Origin of the sequence: Anaeromicrobium sediminis, from assembly GCF_002270055.1 — a bacterium.
GTDB classification, from domain to species: domain Bacteria; phylum Bacillota; class Clostridia; order Peptostreptococcales; family Thermotaleaceae; genus Anaeromicrobium; species Anaeromicrobium sediminis.
Map to the genome: position 1 here is coordinate 20,524 of NZ_NIBG01000005.1, position 25,285 is coordinate 45,808.

Annotated in this window: 20 protein-coding genes; 12 read left to right on the forward strand and 8 right to left on the reverse strand. The window is 31.0% G+C overall.

Annotated elements, in window-relative coordinates; translation table 11 throughout:
- Position 1: 1 nt before the first annotated feature.
- The 3 genes from CCE28_RS07490 (at position 2) to CCE28_RS07500 (ending at position 4,552) form a co-directional block, all read left to right on the forward strand.
- Complete coding sequence (locus CCE28_RS07490; RefSeq protein ID WP_095132558.1) at positions 2–3,028, forward strand: efflux RND transporter permease subunit; 3,027 nt, start codon at positions 2–4, stop codon at positions 3,026–3,028.
- Positions 3,029–3,045: 17 nt separating this feature from the next.
- Positions 3,046–3,867 (forward strand): MerR family transcriptional regulator, encoded by an 822-nt coding sequence (locus CCE28_RS07495; RefSeq protein WP_095132560.1) that lies wholly within the window; start codon positions 3,046–3,048, stop codon positions 3,865–3,867.
- Positions 3,868–3,934: 67 nt separating this feature from the next.
- Positions 3,935–4,552 carry a LysE family translocator gene (locus tag CCE28_RS07500; protein ID WP_095132562.1) on the forward strand — a complete coding sequence of 206 codons (618 nt, stop codon included), beginning with the start codon at positions 3,935–3,937 and terminating at the stop codon, positions 4,550–4,552.
- Positions 4,553–4,628: 76 nt separating this feature from the next.
- Here the strand turns inward: CCE28_RS07500 and CCE28_RS07505 are convergent, their stop codons facing one another.
- The 6 genes from CCE28_RS07505 to CCE28_RS07530 all read right to left on the reverse strand — a co-directional run bounded on the left by CCE28_RS07505 (position 4,629) and on the right by CCE28_RS07530 (position 9,877).
- A complete protein-coding gene (locus CCE28_RS07505; RefSeq protein ID WP_207652869.1) occupies positions 4,629–6,263 on the reverse strand; it encodes an ABC1 kinase family protein in 1,635 nt (544 codons plus the stop codon).
- A 307-nt stretch (positions 6,264–6,570) separates the two neighbouring features.
- Positions 6,571–7,218 (reverse strand): phosphoribosyltransferase, encoded by a 648-nt coding sequence (locus CCE28_RS07510; protein WP_095132563.1) that lies wholly within the window; start codon positions 7,216–7,218, stop codon positions 6,571–6,573.
- Between the two features lie 103 nt (positions 7,219–7,321).
- Complete coding sequence (locus CCE28_RS07515; RefSeq protein WP_095132565.1) at positions 7,322–8,095, reverse strand: DUF169 domain-containing protein; 774 nt, start codon at positions 8,093–8,095, stop codon at positions 7,322–7,324.
- A 208-nt stretch (positions 8,096–8,303) separates the two neighbouring features.
- Positions 8,304–8,498: a hypothetical protein gene (locus tag CCE28_RS07520; protein ID WP_095132569.1), complete on the reverse strand. Its 195-nt coding sequence runs from the start codon at positions 8,496–8,498 to the stop codon at positions 8,304–8,306.
- Positions 8,499–8,657: 159 nt separating this feature from the next.
- Positions 8,658–9,506: a diguanylate cyclase gene (locus tag CCE28_RS07525; protein ID WP_207652870.1), complete on the reverse strand. Its 849-nt coding sequence runs from the start codon at positions 9,504–9,506 to the stop codon at positions 8,658–8,660.
- A gap of 20 nt (positions 9,507–9,526) precedes the next feature.
- A complete protein-coding gene (locus tag CCE28_RS07530; protein WP_095132573.1) occupies positions 9,527–9,877 on the reverse strand; it encodes a hypothetical protein in 351 nt (116 codons plus the stop codon).
- Positions 9,878–10,476: 599 nt separating this feature from the next.
- Here CCE28_RS07530 and CCE28_RS07535 point away from each other — a divergent pair.
- The 9 genes from CCE28_RS07535 (at position 10,477) to CCE28_RS07575 (ending at position 23,118) form a co-directional block, all read left to right on the forward strand.
- Positions 10,477–10,761 carry an ArsR/SmtB family transcription factor gene (locus CCE28_RS07535; RefSeq protein ID WP_095132575.1) on the forward strand — a complete coding sequence of 95 codons (285 nt, stop codon included), beginning with the start codon at positions 10,477–10,479 and terminating at the stop codon, positions 10,759–10,761.
- 94 nt (positions 10,762–10,855) lie between these two features.
- Positions 10,856–13,294 (forward strand): CoA-disulfide reductase, encoded by a 2,439-nt coding sequence (locus CCE28_RS07540; RefSeq protein ID WP_095132577.1) that lies wholly within the window; start codon positions 10,856–10,858, stop codon positions 13,292–13,294.
- A gap of 820 nt (positions 13,295–14,114) precedes the next feature.
- The gene (locus tag CCE28_RS07545; RefSeq protein WP_176461717.1) at positions 14,115–15,269 is read left to right on the forward strand and encodes an AI-2E family transporter; all 1,155 of its coding nucleotides are present in this window, start codon (positions 14,115–14,117) and stop codon (positions 15,267–15,269) included.
- A gap of 350 nt (positions 15,270–15,619) precedes the next feature.
- Positions 15,620–16,456: a PRD domain-containing protein gene (locus CCE28_RS07550; protein WP_095132581.1), complete on the forward strand. Its 837-nt coding sequence runs from the start codon at positions 15,620–15,622 to the stop codon at positions 16,454–16,456.
- A 290-nt stretch (positions 16,457–16,746) separates the two neighbouring features.
- Positions 16,747–18,777: a glucose-specific PTS transporter subunit IIBC gene (gene ptsG, locus CCE28_RS07555; RefSeq protein WP_095132583.1), complete on the forward strand. Its 2,031-nt coding sequence runs from the start codon at positions 16,747–16,749 to the stop codon at positions 18,775–18,777.
- A gap of 120 nt (positions 18,778–18,897) precedes the next feature.
- Positions 18,898–19,161: an HPr family phosphocarrier protein gene (locus CCE28_RS07560; RefSeq protein WP_095132585.1), complete on the forward strand. Its 264-nt coding sequence runs from the start codon at positions 18,898–18,900 to the stop codon at positions 19,159–19,161.
- A 14-nt stretch (positions 19,162–19,175) separates the two neighbouring features.
- Positions 19,176–20,885: a phosphoenolpyruvate--protein phosphotransferase gene (gene ptsP / locus CCE28_RS07565; RefSeq protein WP_095132587.1), complete on the forward strand. Its 1,710-nt coding sequence runs from the start codon at positions 19,176–19,178 to the stop codon at positions 20,883–20,885.
- Between the two features lie 21 nt (positions 20,886–20,906).
- Positions 20,907–22,247 (forward strand): glucose-6-phosphate isomerase, encoded by a 1,341-nt coding sequence (locus tag CCE28_RS07570; protein ID WP_095132589.1) that lies wholly within the window; start codon positions 20,907–20,909, stop codon positions 22,245–22,247.
- Positions 22,248–22,260: 13 nt separating this feature from the next.
- Complete coding sequence (locus CCE28_RS07575; RefSeq protein WP_095132591.1) at positions 22,261–23,118, forward strand: class II fructose-1,6-bisphosphate aldolase; 858 nt, start codon at positions 22,261–22,263, stop codon at positions 23,116–23,118.
- 74 nt (positions 23,119–23,192) lie between these two features.
- Here CCE28_RS07575 and CCE28_RS07580 read toward each other — a convergent pair whose 3' ends face one another.
- Positions 23,193–24,431, reverse strand: coding sequence for an Nramp family divalent metal transporter (locus tag CCE28_RS07580; RefSeq protein ID WP_095132593.1), 1,239 nt, complete (start codon positions 24,429–24,431; stop codon positions 23,193–23,195).
- Between the two features lie 17 nt (positions 24,432–24,448).
- Positions 24,449–25,126, reverse strand: coding sequence for a maleate cis-trans isomerase family protein (locus CCE28_RS07585; protein ID WP_095132595.1), 678 nt, complete (start codon positions 25,124–25,126; stop codon positions 24,449–24,451).
- Positions 25,127–25,285: the final 159 nt, after the last annotated feature.

The following is a 25,285-nucleotide window of genomic DNA, read 5'->3' on the forward strand; positions in this document are numbered from 1 at the left end:
GATGAGAAAGATTATAGAAAAAGCCATAAACAAAAGAAAGATAACCTTATTCTTTGCCATATTTTTTAGTATAACAGGAATCATATCCTATTATTTTGTTCCAAAACAAGAAAATCCAGATGTATCTCTTCCTGCCGCCATAATAACTACAATTTATCCAGGGGCTACAGCTGAAGACATGAATAAGTTGGTGGCCAAAAAAATTGAAGATGAAATAATAGATATAGATGGTCTTAATCACATAGAAACCACATGTAAAAAGGGTGTATCTAATATATTAGTCATGCTTGAAATGGATACGGATACAGATAAGGCTTGGGATGATTTGAAAGATAAGTTAAAAGCTGTTGAAAATCAATTGCCAGAGGGTTGCTTCATACCTCAGTTAAATACTGATATAGCAGAAACCACAGGAATTATAATAAGTTTATCTGGAGAAAAATATTCCTATGAGCAATTGAATTCTTATGCAGAGGATTTTAGAGATGAACTTCTCACTATTGATGGTATGTCAAGGATAGATATAATAGGAGAAGTGGAAAAAGAAGTAAAAGTTCAAGTAAATATGGATAGATTAAATCAATATGATTTATCTCTAGAAGATGTTTATAAGATAATAAGTGCTGAAAATATACAATTGCCATCGGGAGAGATTCAGTATGAAGATGGAAAGATGGAAATAATAATTCCTCAAACATATGATTCCATAAGAGATATAGAGGAAACTATCCTAATGGGAACAAGGGATGGAGGAATGGTAAGACTAAAGGATATTGCAAAAATTTACATGGATTTGGAAGATGGCAGTAAAAAATTTAAGCAAGATGGAAAGAATGCCATATTAATAGCAGGATATTTTAAAGAAAAAGAAAACATAGTATTAATTGGAAAAGATGTGAGGGTAAAATTAGATGAGATAAAGGAAGTCTTTTCTAAAGATCTAATAATAAATGAAGTTATGTTTCAGCCAGAAGATGTGAATAAATCAATCACAGATTTTGGTATGAATCTAATCCAAGGAATGGCATTCGTAATAATAGTAGTATTTTTCATAACAGGATTTAAAAATGCCTTAGTAGTGTCTGCTGGAATACCATTATCTGTTCTATTTACATTTAACATAATGAATATTCTAGGGGTAGATATTCACTTCATGTCAACGGCAGGTCTCATAATATCCCTAGGAATGTTAGTAGATAATGGCATAGTAGTGGCCGATACTATACAAGTTAATTTAGATGAGGGCATGGATAAGAAAAAGGCAATAATAGAAGGAGCTTTAAAATCTTCTTCTCCCATATTATCATCTACACTTACTACTATAGGAGCATTTTTACCACTTTTATTTTTACCAGGGGCACCAGGGAAAGTAATAGGAGATATTCCTAAGATTGTAATTGCCACCTTATTAAATTCCTATTTAATAGCCATGATAATGACTCCTGTTATGGCCTATATTTTCTTAGAGCCATCAGATGAAAAGAAAAGAACTATTCCATTTAAAGGATTTTTTGAAAAATTATTAAATATGGCTTTAAATAATAAGAAAAAGGCCATAGTCATAGTCTTATTAATGTTTGCATTTTCTATGAATATGAAAAATGTAATAGGAACAAAGTTTTTCCCTTATGCAGATAAAAATATTTTATATATAAATGTGGATAATGAAGTGGCGGGAGATATGGATAAAACAGAAAATTTAATAATGGACATTGAAAAAATATTGAAAAATACGCCAGAAGTAACTAGCACTACAGCTGCCATTGGTGATGGTATGCCTAAGTTTTATATGTCCATGTTTCCTTCCGTGCCATCTAAAGATTTTGGTCAAATAATGTTGCGATTTGATTTGAATAAGGGTGATAGATTTGAAAATAAAGAAGAGTTAACAGATTATCTTCAGAAAGAATTAGATTCAAAGATAATTAGTGGTAAAGCTACTGTTAAGATGCTAGAATATGGAAAACCCATAGGTAATCCCATAAGAATAAGAGTAATAGGAACCAATTATGATTCCATATATGAAGATGTAATGAAAATAGAAAACATATTAGAATCTATTGAGGGAAGTGTGAATGTTAAAAATGATGGAGAAAAAAGAAGTATAGCCTACGCATTAGATATAGATCATAATTTAAGTAAGAAATATGCAATTTCCAATTATGACATAGGGAGACAAATAAATATAGCTCTAAAGGGGAACAAGGCTACCCTATTTAGAAAAAGTGGAAATGAATATGATGTGGTGGTAGATACGGACATAGCTTCATTAAAAGGCCTAGGTAATATGAAGATAAAATCTTCTATGACAGGAAATAAAGTTTTATTAAAGGAGTTTTCAAAAACTAATATAAAATCCCAAATAAATACTTTGAAAAATTATAACGGTGAATTATCTATCACGGTAACTAGTGATAATAAATTTGGATATAGTCCTATAGATATAGAAAACATACTTGAAGAAAAAATGGATAGGGAAGTATTCATAAATAGGGTTGTATTTGATGGAGAACGTGAAGAGATAGATGATGTATTTGGTGATATGCAAATACTATTTATGTTAGCCGTATTATTAATATATTCTATTTTATTAGTACAGTTTAATTCCTTTAAAAGTCCATTTATAATAATGGTAAGCATACCCTTATCAACTATAGGTATATTTAATGGATTATTTTTAATGGGAGAACCTTTAGGTTTAATGGTAATGCTTGGTATAATAAGTTTATCAGGAGTTGTTGTAAACAACGGTATTCTATTAATAGAATATATTGAAGAAGGTAGAAAGGTAGGGCTTACTTTAGATGAAGCTTGTAAGTCAGCAGTTGATAAACGATATAGACCTATAATATCTACTACAGCCACTACCATAATAGGATTAGTACCCCTTTATTTATCAAAAAACCCACTATTTACGGGTATGTCTATAGCATTGATGAGTGGGTTATTAATATCTACTTTCTTAACTATGATAGTAGTACCTACAGTATACTCCTTGGTCAATAAGGAGAAATCCTTTAATAATTAATGTGGGAGATAATTAATATGAAAAATAGATTTACCATAGGAGAAATGGCTAAGATTCACAATACGCCAGTTAAAACTCTTAGATATTATGATGAAATAGATCTATTTAAACCTATAGAAGTTAATAAGGAAAATGGATATAGGTATTATTCTACAGCGCAATTTGAGGAGCTTAATACTATTAATTATCTAAAATTTTTAGGTATTCCCTTAAAGTCAATAAAAGATCATTTAAGTAAGGGGAATATAGATGATTTTTTAGATTTATTGGAAGCTCAGAAAAAGGAAACGGATAGAAGGATACGGGAACTAGAAAAAATAAAAAATAGATTTGAAAATAGAATAGAAGAAATAAATGAAGCTAGGAAGATAACAAATATAGGTGAAGTATTTACAAAGAACATAAAAAAAAGAAATATAATTAGATTAAAAGAAAGTATAAATTCTATTCCTCAACTAGAAATATCCATTAGGAAATTGGAAAATAAATTTAATATGAAATCCAATATATTCATAGGAAGAGTAGGCCTTACTGTGTCTAAAGAAAATTTAGAAAAGGGTTACTTTAATAAATATAATTCCGTCTTTGTTCTTATGGAAGATGAGGTAGATAAAAATATAGAGACAGATTCTATAAAAGAGGGTTTATATGTTTGTATATACTATAGGGGAAACCATAGTGAATCAGAGGGATATTACAAGAAAATAGAAGGGTATTTGAAAGAAAATAATTATAAGATAATAGGTGATTCTATGGAAAGAACCATAATAGATCAGTTCATTTCTAAAGAAAAGGAAGATTATCTAACGGAAATTCAAATTCCTATAGAAAGCTATTGACTCTCCAGTTAATGGAACCTTTAAAATAGGCATATGATTATATGTCTATTTTTTTAGGAGGTCAATTATGGAATTTAGTAAAATATTTTATTTTTTATCTGTATCAATAGTGTTAACATTAGCACCAGGTCCAGATAATTTATTTGTTATGATTCAAAGTATTACTCAAGGTAAAAAGGCTGGTATAGCCACATCTCTTGGGCTATGTACGGGTGTATTATTTCATACTACAGCAGCAGCATTGGGTATATCTGCTATTATATACAAGTCTGCCTTAATGTTTAAATTAGTTAAGTATTTAGGTGCCTTTTATTTAATATATTTAGCCTACAAGGCTTATAAAGATAAAAATGAGATTTTACATCCACAAGAAGGGGAGAAGCTAGATTCAGTGAGTCTATATAAAAAGGGAGTAATAATGAATATACTAAATCCTAAAGTATCTTTATTTTTCTTAGCCTTTTTACCCCAATTCATAAATGAAAGTGGAAGAAGTATTCCTCTACAAATGGTATTCTTAGGACTAGTATTTATAATGCAAGCCCTATTAATTTTTACAATTATATGTTTATTTAGTGAGAAGCTAGGTGAAAAGATTATGCACAATGAAAATATATGGGGAAAAATAGGTATCGTAAAGTCCTTAGTATTTACCATGATAGGTTTAAAAATGGCTATAGATTAGAACTTAGAAAGAATTCATGAAATTGCCCCCATATTCTATTGGGGGCAATTTTGTTTTAAAGTTGTAAAAAACATATTTAGAAACGTCCCGTTTTGAATATGGAAAATATTAACCATAAATACATAAGTAATGCTGCAACTAATCCAAATTTTAAGATAGATAAGCTAAATAGGTACTCTTCTGCTCCAACACGGGCAGCCATTCCAAAGCCTACAATAAGTCCTGCTATAATAATGCTCAGAGATAATAAGGCAATACTAAAGGAAATTTTATTAGTTATCTTATCAAAATGTTTTAGTATGACCTTTGTTCCTGTAAGCTTTAAATTGAGATTATAATCATCATCTTCCAACTTTCTAAAAAAATTAAGGATAAACTCTGGAAAACCTTGTACAAGAGTGCCATAGTCTAATATGTTTTCTGTTATGTTGTTTTTAATTGCTTTGGGTGAAAATATATTTAGCATAAGTTTCTTAGCAATAGGTTCTGCCACTTCTAATACGTTTAATTCGGGGTCCAGTTTTTCAACGACCCCTTCCATAGTACCTAAAGTTTTTACTAACATGGTAAACTCATTTGGTATAGTAATGTTATATTTAAATGCTAAATTAAAGATTTCATTAAAAAATTCTCCTAACTTTATCTCATTTAATGGTAACTCAATATACTTATCCCTTAGATTATCTATCTCATATTGAAGCTTTTTTATCTCTGAACGTTTATTCATTATGTTCAGTCCTGTTATAGCTTCAACTATGAGCTTACTATTTCTAAAAGTAATTCCTAATAATATTTTTAAAAACTGTTTTTTTCGTTCTTCTTTTAATTTTCCAATCATTCCAAAGTCTAAGAATGCAATTTTGTTATCTGGGAAAACCATAATATTTCCTGGATGTGGATCACCATGATAAATGCCATCTCGTAGTATCTGTTCAAATATGGATTTGGAAATTGTTCTAGCAGTAAATTTAAAATCAACATTAGCTTTTTTTAATCCTTCAAAATCATTTAAACCAATACCATCTATATGCTCTAAAGTTAATATTCGTCTAGTTGTATAATTCCAATAAACTGTTGGTATAATAATTTTTTTATCCTTTGACAGATTTTCTTTGAAAATATCTGTATTTTCTCCTTCAATTATAAAATCCAATTCATTTCTTAATATATTCTGGAATTCACTAACCATAGTGCTAAATTCATACAGTTTGCCGTACTTTGTATGATTATCAATAAACCAAGCTAAATCTTTTAGAATCATCATATCTTCTTCAATTTTCTTTTCTATCCTTGGCCTTTGTATTTTTACTACAACCTGTTGGCCATCCTGTAGTTTTCCTGAATGGACTTGCGCTATGGAGGCTGCTGCTAAGGGTTCTTTATTAAAATTAATGAAAATATCTTCTAATTTTTCACCTAGCTCATACTCAATACATGACTTAACCTCGTCAAAGGAAAAGGTGGGAGCATTATCATGGAGCTTCTCCAACTCAGTTATAATATTTTCAGGTAGCAAATCTGGCCTTGTACTCATTATTTGACCAAGTTTTATAAAGGTTGGTCCAAGTTCCTCTAATGCTAATCTAAGTCTTTCTTCAGTTGATAGTTGTTTCTCATTTTCTTCTTTATTTATTATTCTACTTTTTATATCTAAGTAATTTAAAATACCCAGTTGGTCTAACACTAGGCCGAAACCATATTTTATGAACACTCTAATTATTTCTCTATATCGTTTTATATGCTTATATCTACTAATGGGTATCAATTAATATCACAACCTATTTACAATCTTATTTTGATTATTACTTCTTTAAAATGGTTCATAATATATTTTTATAAATAACATTCTATTTTATGCCCTTTTATTAGATCTTTAAGAAATAACAATTTAGCTATCTTATATAGATTCATATTGCACATGATATTTTTTAACATAAAAAGCATCTTTCCCATAGGATATTTAGACTATGGGAAAGATGCTTTTTATGGCGTTAGATTTTAGGTGTTTCTCCTAATATCTAACTGTTTTCTTGATATGAAGATAATTTTTCTATTAAGGAGGATACTTCATTATCTTCTATTTGACTAAAATCGTCATAATAAAAACCAACTGCCATGAAATTTATGGGGGTTACAATACTTATTACTTCATCTACTAAAGTACTTAAATAATGTACCGTATCTTCTGGAGCCACAGGGGTAGCTATTACAATCTTTTTAGCACCGTGTTTCTTTAAAGCTTCAATTGCGGCTAAAATAGTAAAGCCTGTTGCTATACCGTCGTCTATTAATATGGCAATTCTATCTTTTACCTTTGGAAAGTTAGTATTTCCTTTAAATTTTTCTGTTCTGCTATGGATTTCTTTTATTTGAGTTTCAACTTCCCTTTCAATATATTCCTGAGATATATTTGCATCGTAAACATAATTGTCGTTCACAAAGTAAGTGCCGTCTGGAGCCACAGCACCTATGGCTACTTCCTCATTTATAGGAGAACGAATTTTTCTAGGAATGATTAAATCCCAGGAAAAATTATTGTCTATTATGGAATCATAGGCTACTGGTAATCCGCCACGGGGAATAGGGAGAGCTATCACATCTTGTCCCTTATACTTACTTAATAATTTAGATAATCTCTTTGAAGCTTCAAATCTGTCTTTAAACATATAGTTCACACCTTTTGCTAATACTTAAAAAATATCATACCTTAGTGTGTGTAAAATTTAGAAATAATATTAATATGAAAAAATATAATAATAAATAATTACTCTATTTACCACTTCTGTAATAGCTACTGTTTAAAGTTACATTTAAATCTAAATTATCTTTATTTATTCTCTCTATCATTTCCCTTTTCTTTTTATTTGGGTCACTAGAATTTAAAGTTTCTAGTATTCCATTGGCAACTGATTCAAATTTATGATAAGGCATGCCTACTCCTAATTCTGAATCTTCCCATTTAGCTGCAAGGCGAGTGTTTGAACATAAAAGGGAAACGTTTAAATCGTTTGTTTCATAAGGTGTAGCAGTACATTCAGAACAGAGTCCTTGATTTCCTGTGAATTTAATGTTTTTAGTTACTCCAAAATTATAAGAATAACCTTGAACTATTCTCATGGCTTGGTATGGATTGACAATCATTATAACTATGTCCGGCTTCTCCTCAAATTTTTCAAGGGGCATTACTACTACTCCATAGATTTTGTGGTCAATATAAGTTACTTCCTTTTGAACACTTTTAGCCACACCTAGGCTGTTGTACATACCATAGGAATGATATACTCTTCCTGATACTATATCATTATTAACATCCATTAAACCTAATGCCCTAGCAGAAGCTTTGCAAAAGAAATTATCAATACAAGATTTAAAAGAGCTACCCTTAGTGGCTAATCTTACTGTATTACAATAAGAAAGCTTATGAACAACTTGCTTCACATTAATTTTTTCAAACTCTTCTTCAGTGAATATGAACTTTATTCCTACAATTTGCCTCTCTAAATTAAGAGTACAATTTAATTTTTTTATCATATTAGAATTCAAAAGGTACACCTCCGTAAGATTATTAATTATATATATTATATAAAACTATCATCTATATAAAGTCAAAAAATAAATATTTAAGGAGCAAAAATTATGGAAATTTAGACGGAATTATGTTCTTACAATTATAAGAATGAATAAATAATAGATATTATTCCATGAATAACCCCATAAGGGAAATAGTCCTTATGGGGTCTGGGTTTGTTTTTTAGATTTTCAATAGTTCTAATGTGGATTCCACATCTCCTGTGAAAAACCATATTTTAGATCCCTTATCAAACTTGGATTTTGTCATGTGATAATAACCATAGCCACAAAATCCTTCAAACTTATCTAAGACATAGCCTAATTGATTAAATTCATGTTGATAGGTTTCAAATTGATTTCTTTCAATAGTATCCATATATATCCCTCCTTAAACGAATAAAATCTAATCTTATTATTAAACTAAATAAGATAAATATTACATTAATATGCATTATGAGGTAAATAAATTCGTAAGGATATATATAGTTGAACTTGCTTATAAAAAATAAATGCCATGGATTTAAGTTAGGATTTTCTAAGCTAAGTCCAAGGTCATTTCTAATTGGTTTAAATTTGTTGCAACAGATATTTCTGCGTTTTCTTTTTTTGCTTTTGTAGATGCTAAGCTAGCCATATTAATTAGATTAGTAATATGTGAAAAATAATTCTCTGATCTGTTATTATTACTATCAAATGAAACAATTCCACAAGAAATTGTTAAACGTATATCCTTTATAAATTTGTGACCAGCAATTAATGCGGATAATTCTCTAGCTAGGTTGGTACAATTCTTTTTTTCATAAGGTGTTACTAAGACAAATTCATCTCCTCCAAATCTACAAATATATGTATCCTTAGGAATACTATTTTTTAATAGATAAGAGATTTCTTTTAAAATTACGTCACCAATAGAATGTCCATAATGTTTATCTATATACCCAAAATTATTTACATCTATGAATATAATGCCTAGAGTAGTTTTAGTTCTTATTATTTCATCTGCCTTATAAAATATATAGTTAGTTTTATATAAATTTGTCAATGAATCTATATATCTACCTATTTCCACATACACATGATTGTCCGTTATGAATCCCATTGGCATATAATTATCCATTACTACTAAAACAGATGTATCCTGTTTATCAAAGGTTTCCTTAGCATGCCATATGGAACTATTAGGATCTATGAATATTATATTGGTATTCATTGCATCGGCAACTATCCTATTAGGATGACTTTTGAGTAAGTCCTTATATGTTAAAAGACCTACTAAAGTGCCTCCTTCAAAGACTAAAGCCATATCTAGTTTTTTTTCAGTAATCATTCTTTCTACTTTTAATATGCCATCGCATACATCTACACATATAAAATTATTAAGCATAATTTCAGAAATTTTTTTTATCATAAGTCTATTGATCTGCTAACTTGTATAGTAATATTAACTTGCATTTTTAGAATAATGGATTCGTTAGCAATTTGCCCTCCTTCTTCAAGAATTACTTTCACCAATTTATCCTCAGGTAACATTTCTAATAAAGTTTTTCTCACTACGAGAGCCTCGAGCGCATGGTGGTCCAGTTTAATGATTTTATATTGATCAGGAGATAAAATATTAACCATTCGTTTTGCACCTTCAGCTCCAATTGGAGCTCTTTTTCCTACTAGTAAAACATCCTGCATAGGTGGCATTTCAAATTCAGATAAACGTATACTAACTTCAGCTTTTTTTGCAGTATCTATATATTGAGACATTACTAATTCAACCTCCTATTTTACTAATATATGACTATGATTATAATTTACTTCGTATAGATAATAGTATATCATAATTATAGGACTAAATTACTAAGATATTACAAAATATTACAAATAGTAACAACCCATTAGTAAATGTATTAAATGAGTTTTTAAAGGATTTGATTACAAGAAAAATGGATATTTATACAGGAGATGATTTAATAGATGAAAAAAAGACCTATAAATTATTCATAGGAAAAGATTAAATTACAAAATTTTATAGGTTTTGAAGGGTGAAAAAAAGGTATAAAAGGATAAAAAGTCAATATATAGCAATAAAATTAAGAAAAAGTTAAACTCTACTTAAAAGAATATTCACAAATTAAGTATATAATTATAGACAAGGGAAGCCCTTAAGGCCCTTAAGATAAAAAATTAAATTTTCCGAAAGGAAAACAACTTTACTAACATACTACATTCTCTAAACCCTTTTAAATAAGAAAATCTATTTGATAGATTTTCTTATTTTTTTTGTCTTATAGGAAATAATAAAATATTGACAAAAATAAAACTATATCGTATTATTACAATATAATGATATTGGAGGATAAGGTATGGAATATTATAAGAATAATCCTAAATTATTCGAAGAGAATGCAGCAATACTAAAGGCCATAGCACATCCAGTGCGATTATGTATAGTGAAAGGCCTTTTAGAAAGAGGTCCTAGCAATGTGACAAGTATGCACAGTTGCCTAGATATGCCTCAATCTACCATATCGCAGCATTTATCTAATTTAAAGAAGGCAAATGTCATAGAAGGTGACAGACAAGGCCTTGAAGTATTTTATAGAGTTTCAAATGAGAAGGTAAAAAAGATCATAAAAGAAATTTTTTAAACTAAAAGGACAAGTGAATTGTCCTAAAAAAACAAACATAATATCTATATATTACGATATAACGATATAAGAATATAAGGATGGGGGACTGATTATGAAAAAAAGAATATTAATAGTTGGTGGTGTGGCAGGCGGAGCTACAGCAGCAGCCAGACTAAGAAGATTAGATGAACAATCAGAAATAATAGTATTTGAAAGAGGCGAATATATTTCATTTGCCAATTGTGGACTACCTTATTATATAGGAGATGTAATAAAGGAAAGAAGTAGCCTATTGGTGCAAACGGTAGAAGGTATGTCTAAAAAGTTCAACTTAGATATAAGAAATTTTAGTGAAGTAGAAAGTATAGACAGACAAAATAAAAAAATAAAAATAAAGAATTTAAAAAGTGGAGAAGTATATGAAGAAAAATATGATGACCTGATTTTATCTCCAGGGGCTAGTCCTATAAAGCCACCTATTAAAGGGATAGATGAGGCTAAGAGTTTATTTACCCTTAGAAACATGAAGGATACGGATGAAATAAGGGCCTATGTTGATGAAAATCTTCCTAAGTCAGCCGTTGTAATTGGTGGTGGATTTATAGGAGTTGAAATGGCTGAGAACCTTCATGAAAGAGGAGTAAAGGTAAGTTTAGTTGAAATGATGGACCAAATAATGGCTCCTCTTGATTTTGAAATGGCATCTATCCTACACAATCATGTGAAGGAAAATGGTGTAGATTTGATTCTAAAAGATGGTGTGGCAGAATTTAAAAATCATGGTACAAAGGTTGTATTACAAAGTGGAAAAGAAATAGATACGGATATGATAATATTAGCCATTGGTGTTAAACCAGAAAATAAATTAGCAAAGGATGCTGGTTTAGATTTAGGTGACAGAGGTGGAATTAAAGTTGATGAATATTTAAGAACTAATGATAAAAATATTTATGCCATAGGAGATGCCATCGAGGTAATTGATTATGTGAATAAAAAGCCAACTATGATTCCATTAGCTTGGCCAGCCAATAGACAAGGACGATTAGTAGCAGATAATATATATGGAAAAAATAGAAAATATAATGGAACCTTAGGTACTAGTGTAGCAAAAGTATTCCATATGACTGCTTCAACTACAGGTAACAATGAAAAGACTTTAAAGAGACTAGGAATTAAATATGAGGTTGCCCATATACATCCTAAATCCCATGCAGGTTATTATCCAGGAGCATTACCTATAGCTTTTAAATTAACTTTTAACCCTGAAGATGGAACTATTTATGGAGCACAAGGTGTAGGGTATGATGGCGTTGAAAAGAGAATAGATGTGATAGCAACAGCCATAAAAGCTGGCCTTAAAGTAGAAGACTTACAAGATTTAGAGTTGGCCTATGCACCACCTTATTCTTCTGCAAAGGATCCTGTTAACATGTTAGGATACGTAGCTACAAATATTATGGAAGGATCCTTAAAGCAAATACAATGGTATGAAGTGGATGAGGTTATTGAAAAGGGATCATTGTTCATTGATGTGAGAGAAGTACTAGAGACAGAAATGGGTTATATAGAGGGAACAGTAAATATTCCATTAGGAGAGTTAAGAGAACATTTAAATGAGTTTCCAAAGGATAAACCTATATATGTAACTTGTCAAGTAGGCCTTAGGGGATATTTAGCTTGTAGATTACTTGAATTAAATGGATTTAAAGCCATAAATCTAGATGGTGGATATAGAACTTATGCATGTGTAAGTGATGATGGAGAAAGCCAGATGGTTTGCAATGAAGATGTGGGGGATGATGGAATGATTGAAAATATAAGTGCACATATTAAAATAGATGCTTGTGGATTACAATGTCCAGGACCTATTACACAGGTATATAAGGCCATGGAACAAATAGAAGATGGAGAAATATTAGAGATTTCTGTTACAGATCCTGCCTTTTCGCAAGATATAAAAGCTTGGTGTAAAAAAACTGGAAATACCCTTTTAAAAACAGAGTTTGTAAATAAAAGCTTTAAGGCATTCATAAAAAAAGGCAGTAAAAATGGTGAAGTAGTCCAATCTGTAAAGAGTGAAAAAGAAGGTGCCACTTTAGTAGTGTTCAGTGGAGATCTTGATAAGGCTTTAGCTTCATTTATAATAGGTACGGGAGCTGCTACTATGGGCAAGAAGGTTACCATGTTCTTCACTTTCTGGGGACTTAATGTACTAAGAAAAGAAGATTCACCAAATGTAGAGAAGGATACACTTGAGAAAATGTTTGGTATGATGATGCCAAAGGGAGCAAATAAATTAACCCTATCTAATATGAACATGGGTGGAATGGGAACTAAGATGATAGAACACGTTATGAAGAAAAAGAATGTGGATAGTTTAGAAACCTTAATTAAAAATGCTATAGATTTAGGAGTAGAATTAGTAGCTTGTTCCATGTCTATGGATCTAATGGGTATAAAGAAGGAAGAATTAATAGATGGTGTAAAGTTAGGTGGAGTTGCCGCTTATTTAGGAGAAGCAGAAGATTCAAATATAAATTTATTCATATAAATAGAGGTGGCTTTGCCACCTCTTAGGCTTTTGACAAACCCGAATTTCTTCGTTGTTGTTTCAACCAAGAACCCTTACGTATGTCTATATACGCTACGGTCTCTCGGTTTCAACACGCCTCGAACTTCAAATTAGTCAAAAGCCTATCATCTTGTAGACTTTGTCTACAATTTGAGAGGTGGCTTTGCCACCTCTTTACTTTGTCAATTAAAGTAGTATTTTATTTTTATTTCCTGGGAAAAATGTCGTTATTTTAAAATTGTTGTTATAAAATAAATGAAAAATAAAACTCAATGAAAATTGAGTTTTATTTTAATCCGCACAAGGAAGATGATGAATAAAATGAATCTTAACCGAACTAGTACAATAAGAGGAAGAAGATGAAAAATTATTTACATAATGAAACTAATAAAGATGAAATTTACAATAAAAGGATAGGGATAATAGGTATAATTTAGTGGAATATTTATTATACTAAAATTATTAAAATATTATTTTAGTAATGTTAGAAAAAGTATGACAAACACTCACTTCCTTTATAACTTTTTCTTACTATTATTTTTAGTATTTTTCATGATTTTTATGTTCTATTAAATATTCCATAATAAACACATTCAACTATTTCATTTTTTAAGTATAATGCTTCGATTTCCAATTGAAGCATTTTTTTACTTTTTAATTGGGATTTTAGTAAAAATCATTTGAAAAAATCTAATTAAATATTAAAAAATATTAAAAGTCATAAAATCTATTGTTTTGACATTTTTTTTAGTATATATTTATGTATATAGAAGGGTTTTTTAGTGGAGAGGGTGGTAATTTGACGGATACAAAGTTTTCCTACAGGAAGATAATTGGAGTGATTTTTTTAGGCATGTTTGTATACATGTTTATTAATAATCCTAATGTGAAAGTTTATGTAATAAAAATATTTAACCCATTGTTAGTGGCCTTTGCAATAGCTTACATATTAGATAATTTAGTAAAAGCTTTTGAACCTAAAATGGGAAGAAATACAGGGGTTATAATATCATTAGTAATAATTATTGCCATTTTACTAATATCTGCTACCATTGTAATTCCAACTGTAGTAGAGAATATATCTAATATACTAAAATTAATTCCAGAGATAGATAATTTTCAATTTGAATCAGTAGAAAAGTATATACCTAAGGGAAGTGAAGAATATTTTGCTGATGCTGTAACTTATGCTAAAACGGCCATAGAAAAAATACTTTTAAAAGTAGGAGAATTTTCGTCAAAACTGTTAGAAGGTCTTTTAAGTACAGCTATTAAATTTACTTCAAGTATTATTAGCATAATAGTATCTTTCGTTATAGCCATATATATGTTACTAGATAAAAAAGATTTATTAGGCAGAATTAAAAGGGTTAATTATGCATTTTTAGATACAAAAACTGCAGACTATCTAGTTTATATTACCCATAAATCCCATGAGATATTTTCCAACTTTTTTGTGGGAAAAGCCATAGATTCAGCAATTATTGGATTATTATGTTTTGTAATATTATTAATATTTAAAATTCCTTTTTCCATGGTTATAGGTATTGTGGTAGGAATAACTAATATGATTCCTTATTTTGGACCTATAATAGGAGCTGTTCCAGCCGTATTAATCACTCTTTTTTCTGGACTAGATAAGGCTGCCATAGTGGGAATTGTAATATTTGCACTACAACAATTTGATGGACTAGTATTAGGGCCAATCATATTAGGAGATAAGGTTGGAGTAAGGGCATTTTGGATTATTGTAGCTGTAACAGTAGGTGGTGCAGTTGCAGGAGTATTAGGAATGCTTTTAGGAGTACCAGTATTAGTTCTTATTAAGACTTTAATAGAAGAAGTAGTACATGAAAAATTGAAAAAAAAGAATATGGAAGATTTGTGTATGAATGACTTGGCTCCCATATCTAGTAAAAAGAAAAAGAAGAAAAAAATATTTAGCAAATCTTAAAAAAATATAATTCCATAGGGCTAATACATGATAAAAATCTGCATAATAATAAGAATGCAGATTTTTTACTTACTAGGAAATTATAAATTTTTCAAAACTGTAAATAAGTAAAAAATGAAGGGGGGAAGAATTCCCCTGCCTCTTTGAAGGAAGGTGTTCAGATTGCGTTAGCAGACGCCTGCGGGAACCATAGGGTTCCATAACGAATCATAGGTCGTATGAATTTTTTGTTTGGAATTTTGAATAAATATATATTATAATATGGACATGTATTAATAGTTCGTAAAATTCTAATAATTTTTTGATATTATAAATTGATGAAATGTGTATTTAAGTTATGGAGGAATGAAATGGAAAAGTACACTGTGAATAAGGTTCTGAGTAATAATGTAGTATTGGCAGAAAAGGATAATCAAAACTACATATTAGTAGGAAAAGGAATCGGGTTTTCAAAGAAGAAGGGGCATCTTTTGGAAAATCCACGAATTGACGAAAAATTTATATCTCTTAAAGGTTTAGATGAAGATGAAAAGGAAAATTTCATAAACCAAATAGATCCAAAGGTAATTGAACTAGTAAAAGAAATTGTAGAAATGGTTAAAAAGGATTTAGGAGAAGAATTAAATCCTAATACCTACTTAGGTTTTGCAGATCATATAAACTTTGCTATCCAACGGTTAAAGGAAGGTATTGAAATAGTAAATCCATTTTTAACAGAAACTAAGTTCCTATATCCAGAGGAATACTCTTTGGCAGAAAAGGCAGTAATGATTTTATCCCATGGTTTGGACATATCCATTCCAGAAGCGGAAATTGGTTTTTTAGCTCTTCATATTTATGGTGGAAGAGGAGAAAAAAATAAAATGGAAGCCTTAGAAAAATCAAAATTGATGAGGGATATATTGGATTTTGTAGAAAAAACATTAAGGGTGAATTTAGATAGGAATTCTTTCATCTGTCAAAGATTTATACTGCACTTAAAGGGTGTTATCAGTAGAGTTAATGAAAATAAAAATATAGAAAATATATTAATGTCTAAATTAAAATTTGAATTAAGGAAAGAAATAGCGGTGGCTACAGAAATTGGAAAAATCATTGAGAACACATTAAAATGCCATGTATCCCAAGGGGAAATAGGCTATATAGCTCTCCATTTACACAAATTAAGAGGAATGAAAAATTTGTAGAAAAATGTATAATTCGCAAAAAACTCTATTGAAAAGGAAAACGTTCCATGATATAATTCAATATACGTAACGTAACCTAGTACTAGTACAGTTGATTAAAAATAAAATATAGAAATTTCTATTTTACGTGTAACTGATTCGATCAGGCATGAGTAAAGGAACCGAAGAAAGTAAATCATAAAAGATTTGCTTCGTGTATCTTTATTCATGCCTTTTTTATTTGTATCTTTAAAGTTATGTAAGAGAATATTAATTAATAACCTAGATTAAATAGAAAAGGAGATGTGCAAATGTTTAAAAAACTTTTTGGAGTTTTACAACAAATAGGTAAAGCCTTAATGACTCCAGTTGCCATATTACCAGCAGCAGGTTTATTATTGGCTTTTGGTAATGCTTTTCAAAATCCAGCATTACTTGAAAGTATTCCAGCTCTAGGAGCTAATGGTTTTCAATTAATTGCAAGGGTTATGGAGCAAGCAGGTGGAATTGTATTTGCTAACTTACCATTATTATTTGCAGTAGGAGTTGCAGTTGGTTTAGCAGGAGGAGAAGGTGTAGCAGGAATTGCTGCAACTATTGGATTCTTAGTTATGAATGTAACTATGGGAGTAGTAAAAGGAATTACTCCAGAGATGGTAGGAACAAGTAAGGCATACGCTATGGTACTTGGAATACCAACACTTCAAACAGGTGTATTTGGTGGTATTATCATAGGGGTACTAGCAGCACAACTTTATAATAAATATTACAACATGGAGTTACCTCCATTTTTAGGATTCTTTGCAGGTAAGAGATTTGTTCCTATAATAACAGCTGTATCAGCTTTATTATTAGGTCTTGGTATGATAATTATTTGGCCGCCAGTTCAAGCGGGATTAAACGCATTCTCAACAGGAATGATCGATGCTAACAAAACGGTAGCAGCATTCATATTTGGAGTTGTAGAAAGAGCACTTATACCATTTGGATTACACCATATTTTCTATAATCCTTTTTGGTTTGAATTTGGGGAATATATAAACAAAGCAGGAGAAGTTGTAAGAGGAGATCAAGCTATTTTCTTTGCACAATTAAAGGATAACGTAGCATTAACAGCAGGTACATTCATGACAGGAAAGTTCCCATTCATGATGTTTGGATTACCAGCAGCAGGTCTTGCAATGTACCATGAAGCAAAAACAGAAAAGAAAAAGTTAGTGGCAGGTATTATGGCATCAGCAGCCCTAACATCTTTCTTAACAGGTATTACAGAACCAATTGAATTTACATTCTTATTTGTAGCACCAGTTCTTTATGCAGTACACTGTGTATTTGCTGGATTATCATTTATGTTAATGCATATTTTAAATGTTAAAATTGGTATGACATTCTCTGGTGGAATAATTGACTACTTACTATTTGGTGTAATGCCAAACAGAACTGCTTGGTGGTTAGTAATACCAGTAGGATTAGCATTCTCAGCAATTTACTACTTTGGATTCAGATTTGCTATTAGAAAGTTTGACATTAAGACTCCTGGTAGAGAAGATGATGAAGATGGTGTAGAAGTTGTTAATGTAGAATCAGGAGAACTACCTTCAAATATATTAGAAGCTCTAGGTGGAGGTCAAAACATTAAGAACTTAGATGCATGTATCACTAGATTAAGAATAAGTGTAAATGACATTAAAAATGTTGATAAAGAAAGATTAAAGTCTTTAGGAGCTTCAGGAGTACTAGAAGTAGGAAATAACATTCAAGCCATATTTGGACCTAAGTCTGATCAATTAAAGACTGAGATGAAAAATATCATGAGTGGAAAAACTACTCCTAAATCAAAAAAAGTAGAAGAAGTTAAGGCAAAAGTTGCAATGACAGTTGAAACAGATAATAATTTTGTATCTCCTATAGAAGGAAAAATTGTAGGATTAGAAGAAGTACCTGATATGGTGTTTTCGCAAAAAATGATGGGAGATGGATTTGCTATTGAGCCAACAAATGGACTTGTAGTAGCTCCTGTAGATGGAACTATTGAAACATTATTCCCAACTAAACATGCTATTGGTATTAAATCAACTGGTGGACAAGAAGTTTTAATCCACTTTGGTATAGATACGGTAACTTTAAATGGAGAAGGTTTTGAAGCTTTAGTTAAACAAGGAGATAAGGTAACTAAGGGGCAAAAACTTCTTAAAGTAGACATTGATTCTATTAAAGATAAAGTTCCATCAATTATTACACCAGTTATATTCACTAATCTTTCAGAAGGTGAAAAAGTAGTATTTGAATCTGGAAAGAAAGTAAACTCTGGACAAGAAAACATTATATCTATTGAAAAATAGGTTTTTAAAATATAAATTAAGACAATTGGTTATTCTACTGTATAACTAACACCCTGTTAAAATATAATAAATGTGGGGCCTTTTTAGGCCCCCTGTAAAATAAAGAGGAGGATTTTGATTATGGGAAAATTAGTAACTATATTAAATGAAACGGGAATGCATGCTAGACCAGCAAGTAATTTTGTAAAGGTGGCAAATAGTTTTAAATCAGATATAAACATTGAATTTAACGGAAAAGCTTCTAATGCTAAATCAATCATGAACTTATTAAGCTTAGGCCTTAAAAAGGGAGATCAAATCAATATTACTGCTAATGGTGAAGATGCACAAGCTGCAGTAGATGCATTAGTTGATTTAGTTAACTCTAAGTTTGGAGAAGAATAAGGAGGGGACTAGCTATGAGAAAAGGAACTGGAGCATCTCCTGGGATTAGTATAGGCAAAGCTTTAGTAATCACTCACGAACCTTTAAATATTGAGAAAAAGGAAATAACTAACGTAGACGGACAAAAGGATATACTAAAGAACAGTATAGAGGCATCAAAAGAACAATTAACAAAGATTAAGGAAAAAGCGTTAAGAGAATTAGGTGAAGAAAAGGCTGCCATATTTGAAGCTCACTTAATGATATTACAAGATCCTGAATTAGTTGATTCTACTCTAGGAAAAATAGAGAGTGAATCCATTAATGCAGAATTTGCTTTTAAAGAAGTAACTAATCAGTTCATAACTATCTTTGAGTCTATGGACAATGAATATATGAGAGAAAGAGCTGCTGATATTAGAGACGTATCAGAAAGGGTTCTAAGAAATATAACAGGACAAAGTGTAGTTGATTTATCTGTATTAGAAGAAGAAGTTATTTTAATAGCAAATGATTTAACTCCATCCGATACGGCTACAATGAATAAAGAAAAGGTATTAGGATTTTTAACGGATATTGGAGGAAGAACTTCCCATACTGCCATTATGGCTAGAAGTTTAGAGATTCCAGCAGTAGTAGGACTTGGAAATATAACGGAAGAAGTTAAAAATGGAGACATTATAGCTTTCAATGGTGAAAGTGGAGAAGTTATAATAAACCCAGAAGAAGCTACAATTAATAATATGAGATCAGAAAAAGAAGCTTATGAAGAATATAAGAGACAATTGCAGGAAGTAATTGGAAAAAGTAGTGTAACTACAGATGATAAACATGTGGAGCTTGCAGCTAACATAGGAACTCCAAATGATGTACCTGGAGTTATAAAAAATGATGGTGAAGGTGTAGGACTATATAGAACAGAGTTCATTTATATGAATAGTGATCATTTACCAACGGAAGATGAACAGTTTAAATGCTATAAAGAAGTTCTTGAAGGTCTAAAAGATAAGCCAATTGTAATTAGAACATTAGATATAGGTGGAGATAAAAATCTACCATACTTAAAAATAGATGAAGAAATGAATCCTTTCTTAGGATATAGAGCCATAAGACTTTGTTTAGACAAGGTAGATATATTCAAAACTCAATTAAGAGCATTACTTAGAGCTAGTGTATATGGAAACTTAAAGATCATGTTCCCTATGATTTCTTCATTAGAGGAATTATTAAGAGCTAAAGAAATATTAGAAGAATGTAAGGTAGAGTTAGACTCAGAAAAAATTGGATACTCTAATAATATAGAAGTGGGTATGATGATAGAAGTACCAGCAGCAGCTATTATTAGTGACATACTAGCTAAACATGTGGATTTCTTTAGTATAGGAACTAACGATTTAATTCAATATACTACGGCAGTAGATAGAATGAACGAGAAAATCCATAACCTATATAATCCATTTAACCCAGCTGTCCTTCGTCTTATTAAGATGGTAATTGATAATGGTCATAAAAATGAAATTTGGGTAGGTATGTGTGGAGAAATGGCTGGAGACAAGAGAATGATTCCTATATTATTAGGATTCGGTCTTGATGAGTTTAGTATGAGTGCAAGCTCTATTTTACCAGCAAGAAATTTAATTAGGTCATTAAGCTATAGCCAAATGAAGGACTTTAGTGATAAAATATTAGGGATGGCTACAGCGCAAGAAATAGAAAGTTATATAGAGGAAACTTTCAGAAAATAATAAAGGGAAAGGAGGGTAATAATGAAAAATATAACTCTAGATTATTCTAAATCAGGTATTAAAGCACATGAAACAGAGTATTTAAAAGAGCAAGTAAAGGTAGCTCATAAAATGCTTCATGAAAAAACTGGTCCAGGAAATGACTTCTTAGGATGGGTTGATTATCCAGTTAACTATGATAAAGATGAGTTCGAAAGAGTTAAAAAGGCAGCTGAGAAGATTAAAAATGATTCTGAGGTATTAATTGTAGTTGGAATCGGTGGATCTTATTTAGGAGCAAAAGCTGCTATAGAAGCCTTATCCCACTCTTTTTATAATATGCTTTCAAAAGAACAAAGAAAAACTCCAGAAATTTATTTTGCTGGAAACAATATAAGTTCTACTTATTTAAGACACCTTTTACAGGTAATAGAAAATAAGGACGTTAGTGTTAATGTGATCTCCAAATCTGGAACTACTACAGAACCGGCTATTGCATTTAGAGTTCTTAAAAAGTATATGGAAGAAAAGTACGGAAAAGAAGAAGCTAAAAATAGAATTTATGCTACAACAGATAGCACTAAGGGAGCACTTAGACAATTAGCTACTGGGGAAGGTTATGAGACCTTCGTAATTCCAGACGATGTAGGTGGAAGATTTTCCATATTTACACCAGTAGGAATGTTACCTATTGCAGCTGCTGGAATTGACATTGAGAAAATGATGGAAGGTGCTAAGGCCGCAAGGGAAGAGTATAATAATGATAATTTAGATGAAAACTATTGTTATCAATATGCAGTTGTTAGAAATGCCCTTCACAGAGCTGGTAAAGACATAGAGTTACTAGTTAACTATGAACCATCTCTTCACTATGTTTCTGAATGGTGGAAGCAATTATATGGTGAAAGTGAAGGAAAGGATAACAAGGGCATATTCCCAGCATCAGTAGACTTTTCAGCAGATTTACATTCTATGGGTCAATATATTCAAGATGGAAAAAGACATTTATTCGAAACCGTATTGAATGTAGAAACTCCAGAGCTTGAGATGGAAGTTGAAGCTAATGAAGAAAACTTAGATGGCCTAAACTATCTAGCAGGTAAGACTATAGACTTTGTGAACAAGAAAGCCTTTGAGGGAACATTACTTGCCCACTTAGATGGTGGAGTACCAAATATTATAATTAATATACCTGAAATGAGTGAATACTATTTTGGTAAATTAATCTACTTCTTTGAAAAGGCCTGTGGATTAAGTGGATACATATTAGGTGTAAATCCATTCGATCAGCCAGGAGTAGAAAGCTATAAGAAAAACATGTTTGCATTACTTGGTAAGCCAGGTTTTGAAGACTTAAGAGAAGAATTATTAAAGAGAATATAAAGGCGGTGTCAAAATGTTAGTATCAGGAAAATCTATACTTCAGCATGCACACGAAAATGGATATGCTGTAGGAGCATTTAACGTAAATAACATGGAACAAGTTCAGGCAATTATTGGAGCTGCAGAAGAAACTCAATCTCCAGTAATTATTCAAGCAAGTCAAGGTGGACTTAAGTATGCAGGTGTTGAGATAATTTCTGCAATGGCTAAGACTCTTGCTGAAAACACTACAGTACCAGTGGCTATTCACTTAGACCATGGAACTGACTTTACTCAAATTATGAAGTGTCTAAGAAATGGATTTACTTCTGTTATGATCGATGCTTCTCACTATGAATTAGATGAAAACATCAGAAGAACTAAGCAAATCGTTGAAATGGCTAAAGCTGTTGGAGTTTCTGTAGAAGCAGAACTTGGAAAAATCGGTGGAGTAGAAGATGATATTGCTGTAGACGAAAAGGATGCTACATACACAGATCCAGATGAGGCTGCTAAGTTTGTTTCTGAAACTGAAGTTGACTATTTAGCAATCGCTGTAGGAACAGCTCATGGACCATACAAGGGAGAGCCAAAATTAGACTTTGATAGAATTAAAGTTATCAAAGAAAGATTAAATATGCCTCTAGTATTACACGGTTCATCTGGAGTTCCAGAAGAAAGTATTAGAAAAGCTGTATCTTTAGGAATCAACAAGATCAACATTGATACAGACATTAGACAAGCATTCCATAGAGCAGTTAAAAAATTCGTAGCTGAAAACCCAGATGTTTACGATCCAAGAAAGATTGTAGGACCTGCAAGAGACGCTATGAAAGAAGTAATCAAAACTAAAATGGAAATGTTCGGTTCAACTGGAAAAGCGTGGAGATAATATAAAAAGAGTTCCTGATTTACATCAGGAACTCTTTTATTTTTCAAATTTATCTTTATATGATTTTCACTTGATTAGGATAACAGTGTTTGAATTGCTGAAACTAGACTAGTAGTACCTAGAACGATTGTAATACCAGAAATTACAATACCAACAATTTTTATAAAAAGTGAATTTGTAAAGTCTCCTAGGATTTTTTTGCTACTTGTTGCATAGACAAGGTAAATTACTACAACCGGTAAAATGATTCCATTTAATGCTTGTGCTAATACGATAATTGTTAAGGGGTTGAAACCTGTTGCAGACACAAAGATTCCTAATACTAAAATTCCAATATTAACGGTCATAAATCGCTTGTCTTTTTTACTATATTGCCAACCGAATAAACCTGCTAATACATAAGATGCTCCAAGTGGGGTTACAACAGCAGAAGATAAGCCAGCTGCCACAAGTGCGATACTTAAAAATATTTTTGCTGATGAGCCAAGTAACGGTTCTAATTGAATGGATAAATCAGCTGCAGATTTTACTGTAAAACCATGCATTACTGTTGCTGCAGTGATCATTATTGCTGCAGTAATTAAACCACCAACACTAATGGATAAATAGATATCCCATTTTGAAAGTTCAAGCTTATCTGTACTATCGAATGAATTCTTAGCTGAAATAGCATGAATAAAGAAATTGTATGGGACAATTGTTGTTCCAATTAAGGCAATACATAGCATTAAACCATTTTCAGGAACTACTGGCATAAGCCCTTTTACCACTGCACCTAAATCTGGTTTTACAATAACCATGGTGAGGACAAATATAGCGGCCATGAGCGCAACTAGGAATGTTAATAATTTTTCTAACCAACGAATAGAGCCACGAGTAATTATTAATAAAATAACGACTCCCATAATAGGCCCTAAAATTCTATTTGAAATTCCCGTAATAGTTGATAAGCCAATGGCGGTACCTGTTAAGTCACCACCCATATAAGCAACACAACCTAAAGTGATGGAACTTCCAACTAAAAAGACACTAAGTCCTTTCAAAATAGGGTTATCGAATTGCTTTTTTATGGCTTCACTTAAGCCTTCCTTTGTAACAATACCTAATCGAGCAGCCATCTCTTGTAAGACAATTGTTGCAATGATTGAAAATACTATGGTCCAAAGTAATGAGTAACCAAAAGTAGTACCAGTTCTTGTTGCAGTTGTAACTGTACCTGGTCCTACGAATGAGGCAGTAATCATTGCTCCCGGTCCAATGGCCTTAATTTTATCTTTCCATGTATATTTTACTTTTACATTTGAACTATTCATTGAAATATTCCCCCTTTTTAATCATGATCAAGTATAAACTGGTAAATGGAATAATTGCTTGTGATTACATTTATATCTAACATATTTTCTAGATCTTTCCTGATTTCCATTGCACGAAGATTCGTACATGATACAAAGCATAGATCTGTTTCTATTTGTTTAAGATGATTTTTGTGACTATGGATAAAATCATATATAGCACTTGGCTCAACTTTACAAATATCCAAGTCATTAATTAAGTCAAGTCCATTTGAATAAACAATATTGACACCAAAATCTTTTAAACTATTAATCATAAATTGATTGACAGAGTCAGTGTATGGTGTAAAGAGGGCAATTCTTTTAGCTTGGAGCTTTTTTATTTGTCTTAATACGGCCCCAAGTGCTGAAATGGATTTACAACCGAATTCATTTGATAATTGTTGTTCAATTCTTTTCAATCCTGTGGCACCATAAACTGCCGATGCAGATGTACAGCCGAATACTGAAGTATCAAATGTAGTAATATTTTTTAAGTACTGAATGCCTTTAGGAAAATCTATATCTACCATTTTTTTTTCTGCAGCTTCACTTACATCATTAAGCCATATTCTTTGTGTATGAAGTGTGTAATGATCAGGTAAGTACTTTTGTAAATCTGTTTCTAATGTTATATCCGTGTGGGGAATAAGTAAAGCAATCCTCTTTTTCTCCAAAATAATACCTCCAAACAATACGGGATCGATTCTGATTATTCAGAAAATTTGAATTGAAAAAATACATAGATGATTTAAGTATATTTTCATAAAAAGTAAATAATCTCAGAATACCCTAATGTTATAAAAATTGTAATTATGCATGAAACACCATGGATG

Excerpts from the sequence above, each read along its gene's own strand:
- ptsG (WP_095132583.1), top strand. The coding sequence starts at position 16,747 with ATGTTTAAAAAACTTTTTGGAGTTTTACAACAAATAGGTAAAGCCTTA.
- CCE28_RS07500 (WP_095132562.1), top strand. The coding sequence starts at position 3,935 with ATGGAATTTAGTAAAATATTTTATTTTTTATCTGTATCAATAGTGTTA.
- CCE28_RS07575 (WP_095132591.1), top strand. The coding sequence starts at position 22,261 with ATGTTAGTATCAGGAAAATCTATACTTCAGCATGCACACGAAAATGGA.
- CCE28_RS07510 (WP_095132563.1), bottom strand. The coding sequence starts at position 7,218 with ATGTTTAAAGACAGATTTGAAGCTTCAAAGAGATTATCTAAATTATTA.
- CCE28_RS07580 (WP_095132593.1), bottom strand. The coding sequence starts at position 24,431 with ATGAATAGTTCAAATGTAAAAGTAAAATATACATGGAAAGATAAAATT.
- CCE28_RS07495 (WP_095132560.1), top strand. The coding sequence starts at position 3,046 with ATGAAAAATAGATTTACCATAGGAGAAATGGCTAAGATTCACAATACG.
- CCE28_RS07540 (WP_095132577.1), top strand. The coding sequence starts at position 10,856 with ATGAAAAAAAGAATATTAATAGTTGGTGGTGTGGCAGGCGGAGCTACA.
- CCE28_RS07550 (WP_095132581.1), top strand. The coding sequence starts at position 15,620 with ATGGAAAAGTACACTGTGAATAAGGTTCTGAGTAATAATGTAGTATTG.
- CCE28_RS07520 (WP_095132569.1), bottom strand. The coding sequence starts at position 8,498 with ATGGATACTATTGAAAGAAATCAATTTGAAACCTATCAACATGAATTT.
- ptsP (WP_095132587.1), top strand. The coding sequence starts at position 19,176 with ATGAGAAAAGGAACTGGAGCATCTCCTGGGATTAGTATAGGCAAAGCT.
- CCE28_RS07490 (WP_095132558.1), top strand. The coding sequence starts at position 2 with ATGAGAAAGATTATAGAAAAAGCCATAAACAAAAGAAAGATAACCTTA.
- CCE28_RS07525 (WP_207652870.1), bottom strand. The coding sequence starts at position 9,506 with ATGCTTAATAATTTTATATGTGTAGATGTATGCGATGGCATATTAAAA.
- CCE28_RS07570 (WP_095132589.1), top strand. The coding sequence starts at position 20,907 with ATGAAAAATATAACTCTAGATTATTCTAAATCAGGTATTAAAGCACAT.
- CCE28_RS07560 (WP_095132585.1), top strand. The coding sequence starts at position 18,898 with ATGGGAAAATTAGTAACTATATTAAATGAAACGGGAATGCATGCTAGA.
- CCE28_RS07530 (WP_095132573.1), bottom strand. The coding sequence starts at position 9,877 with ATGTCTCAATATATAGATACTGCAAAAAAAGCTGAAGTTAGTATACGT.
- CCE28_RS07535 (WP_095132575.1), top strand. The coding sequence starts at position 10,477 with ATGGAATATTATAAGAATAATCCTAAATTATTCGAAGAGAATGCAGCA.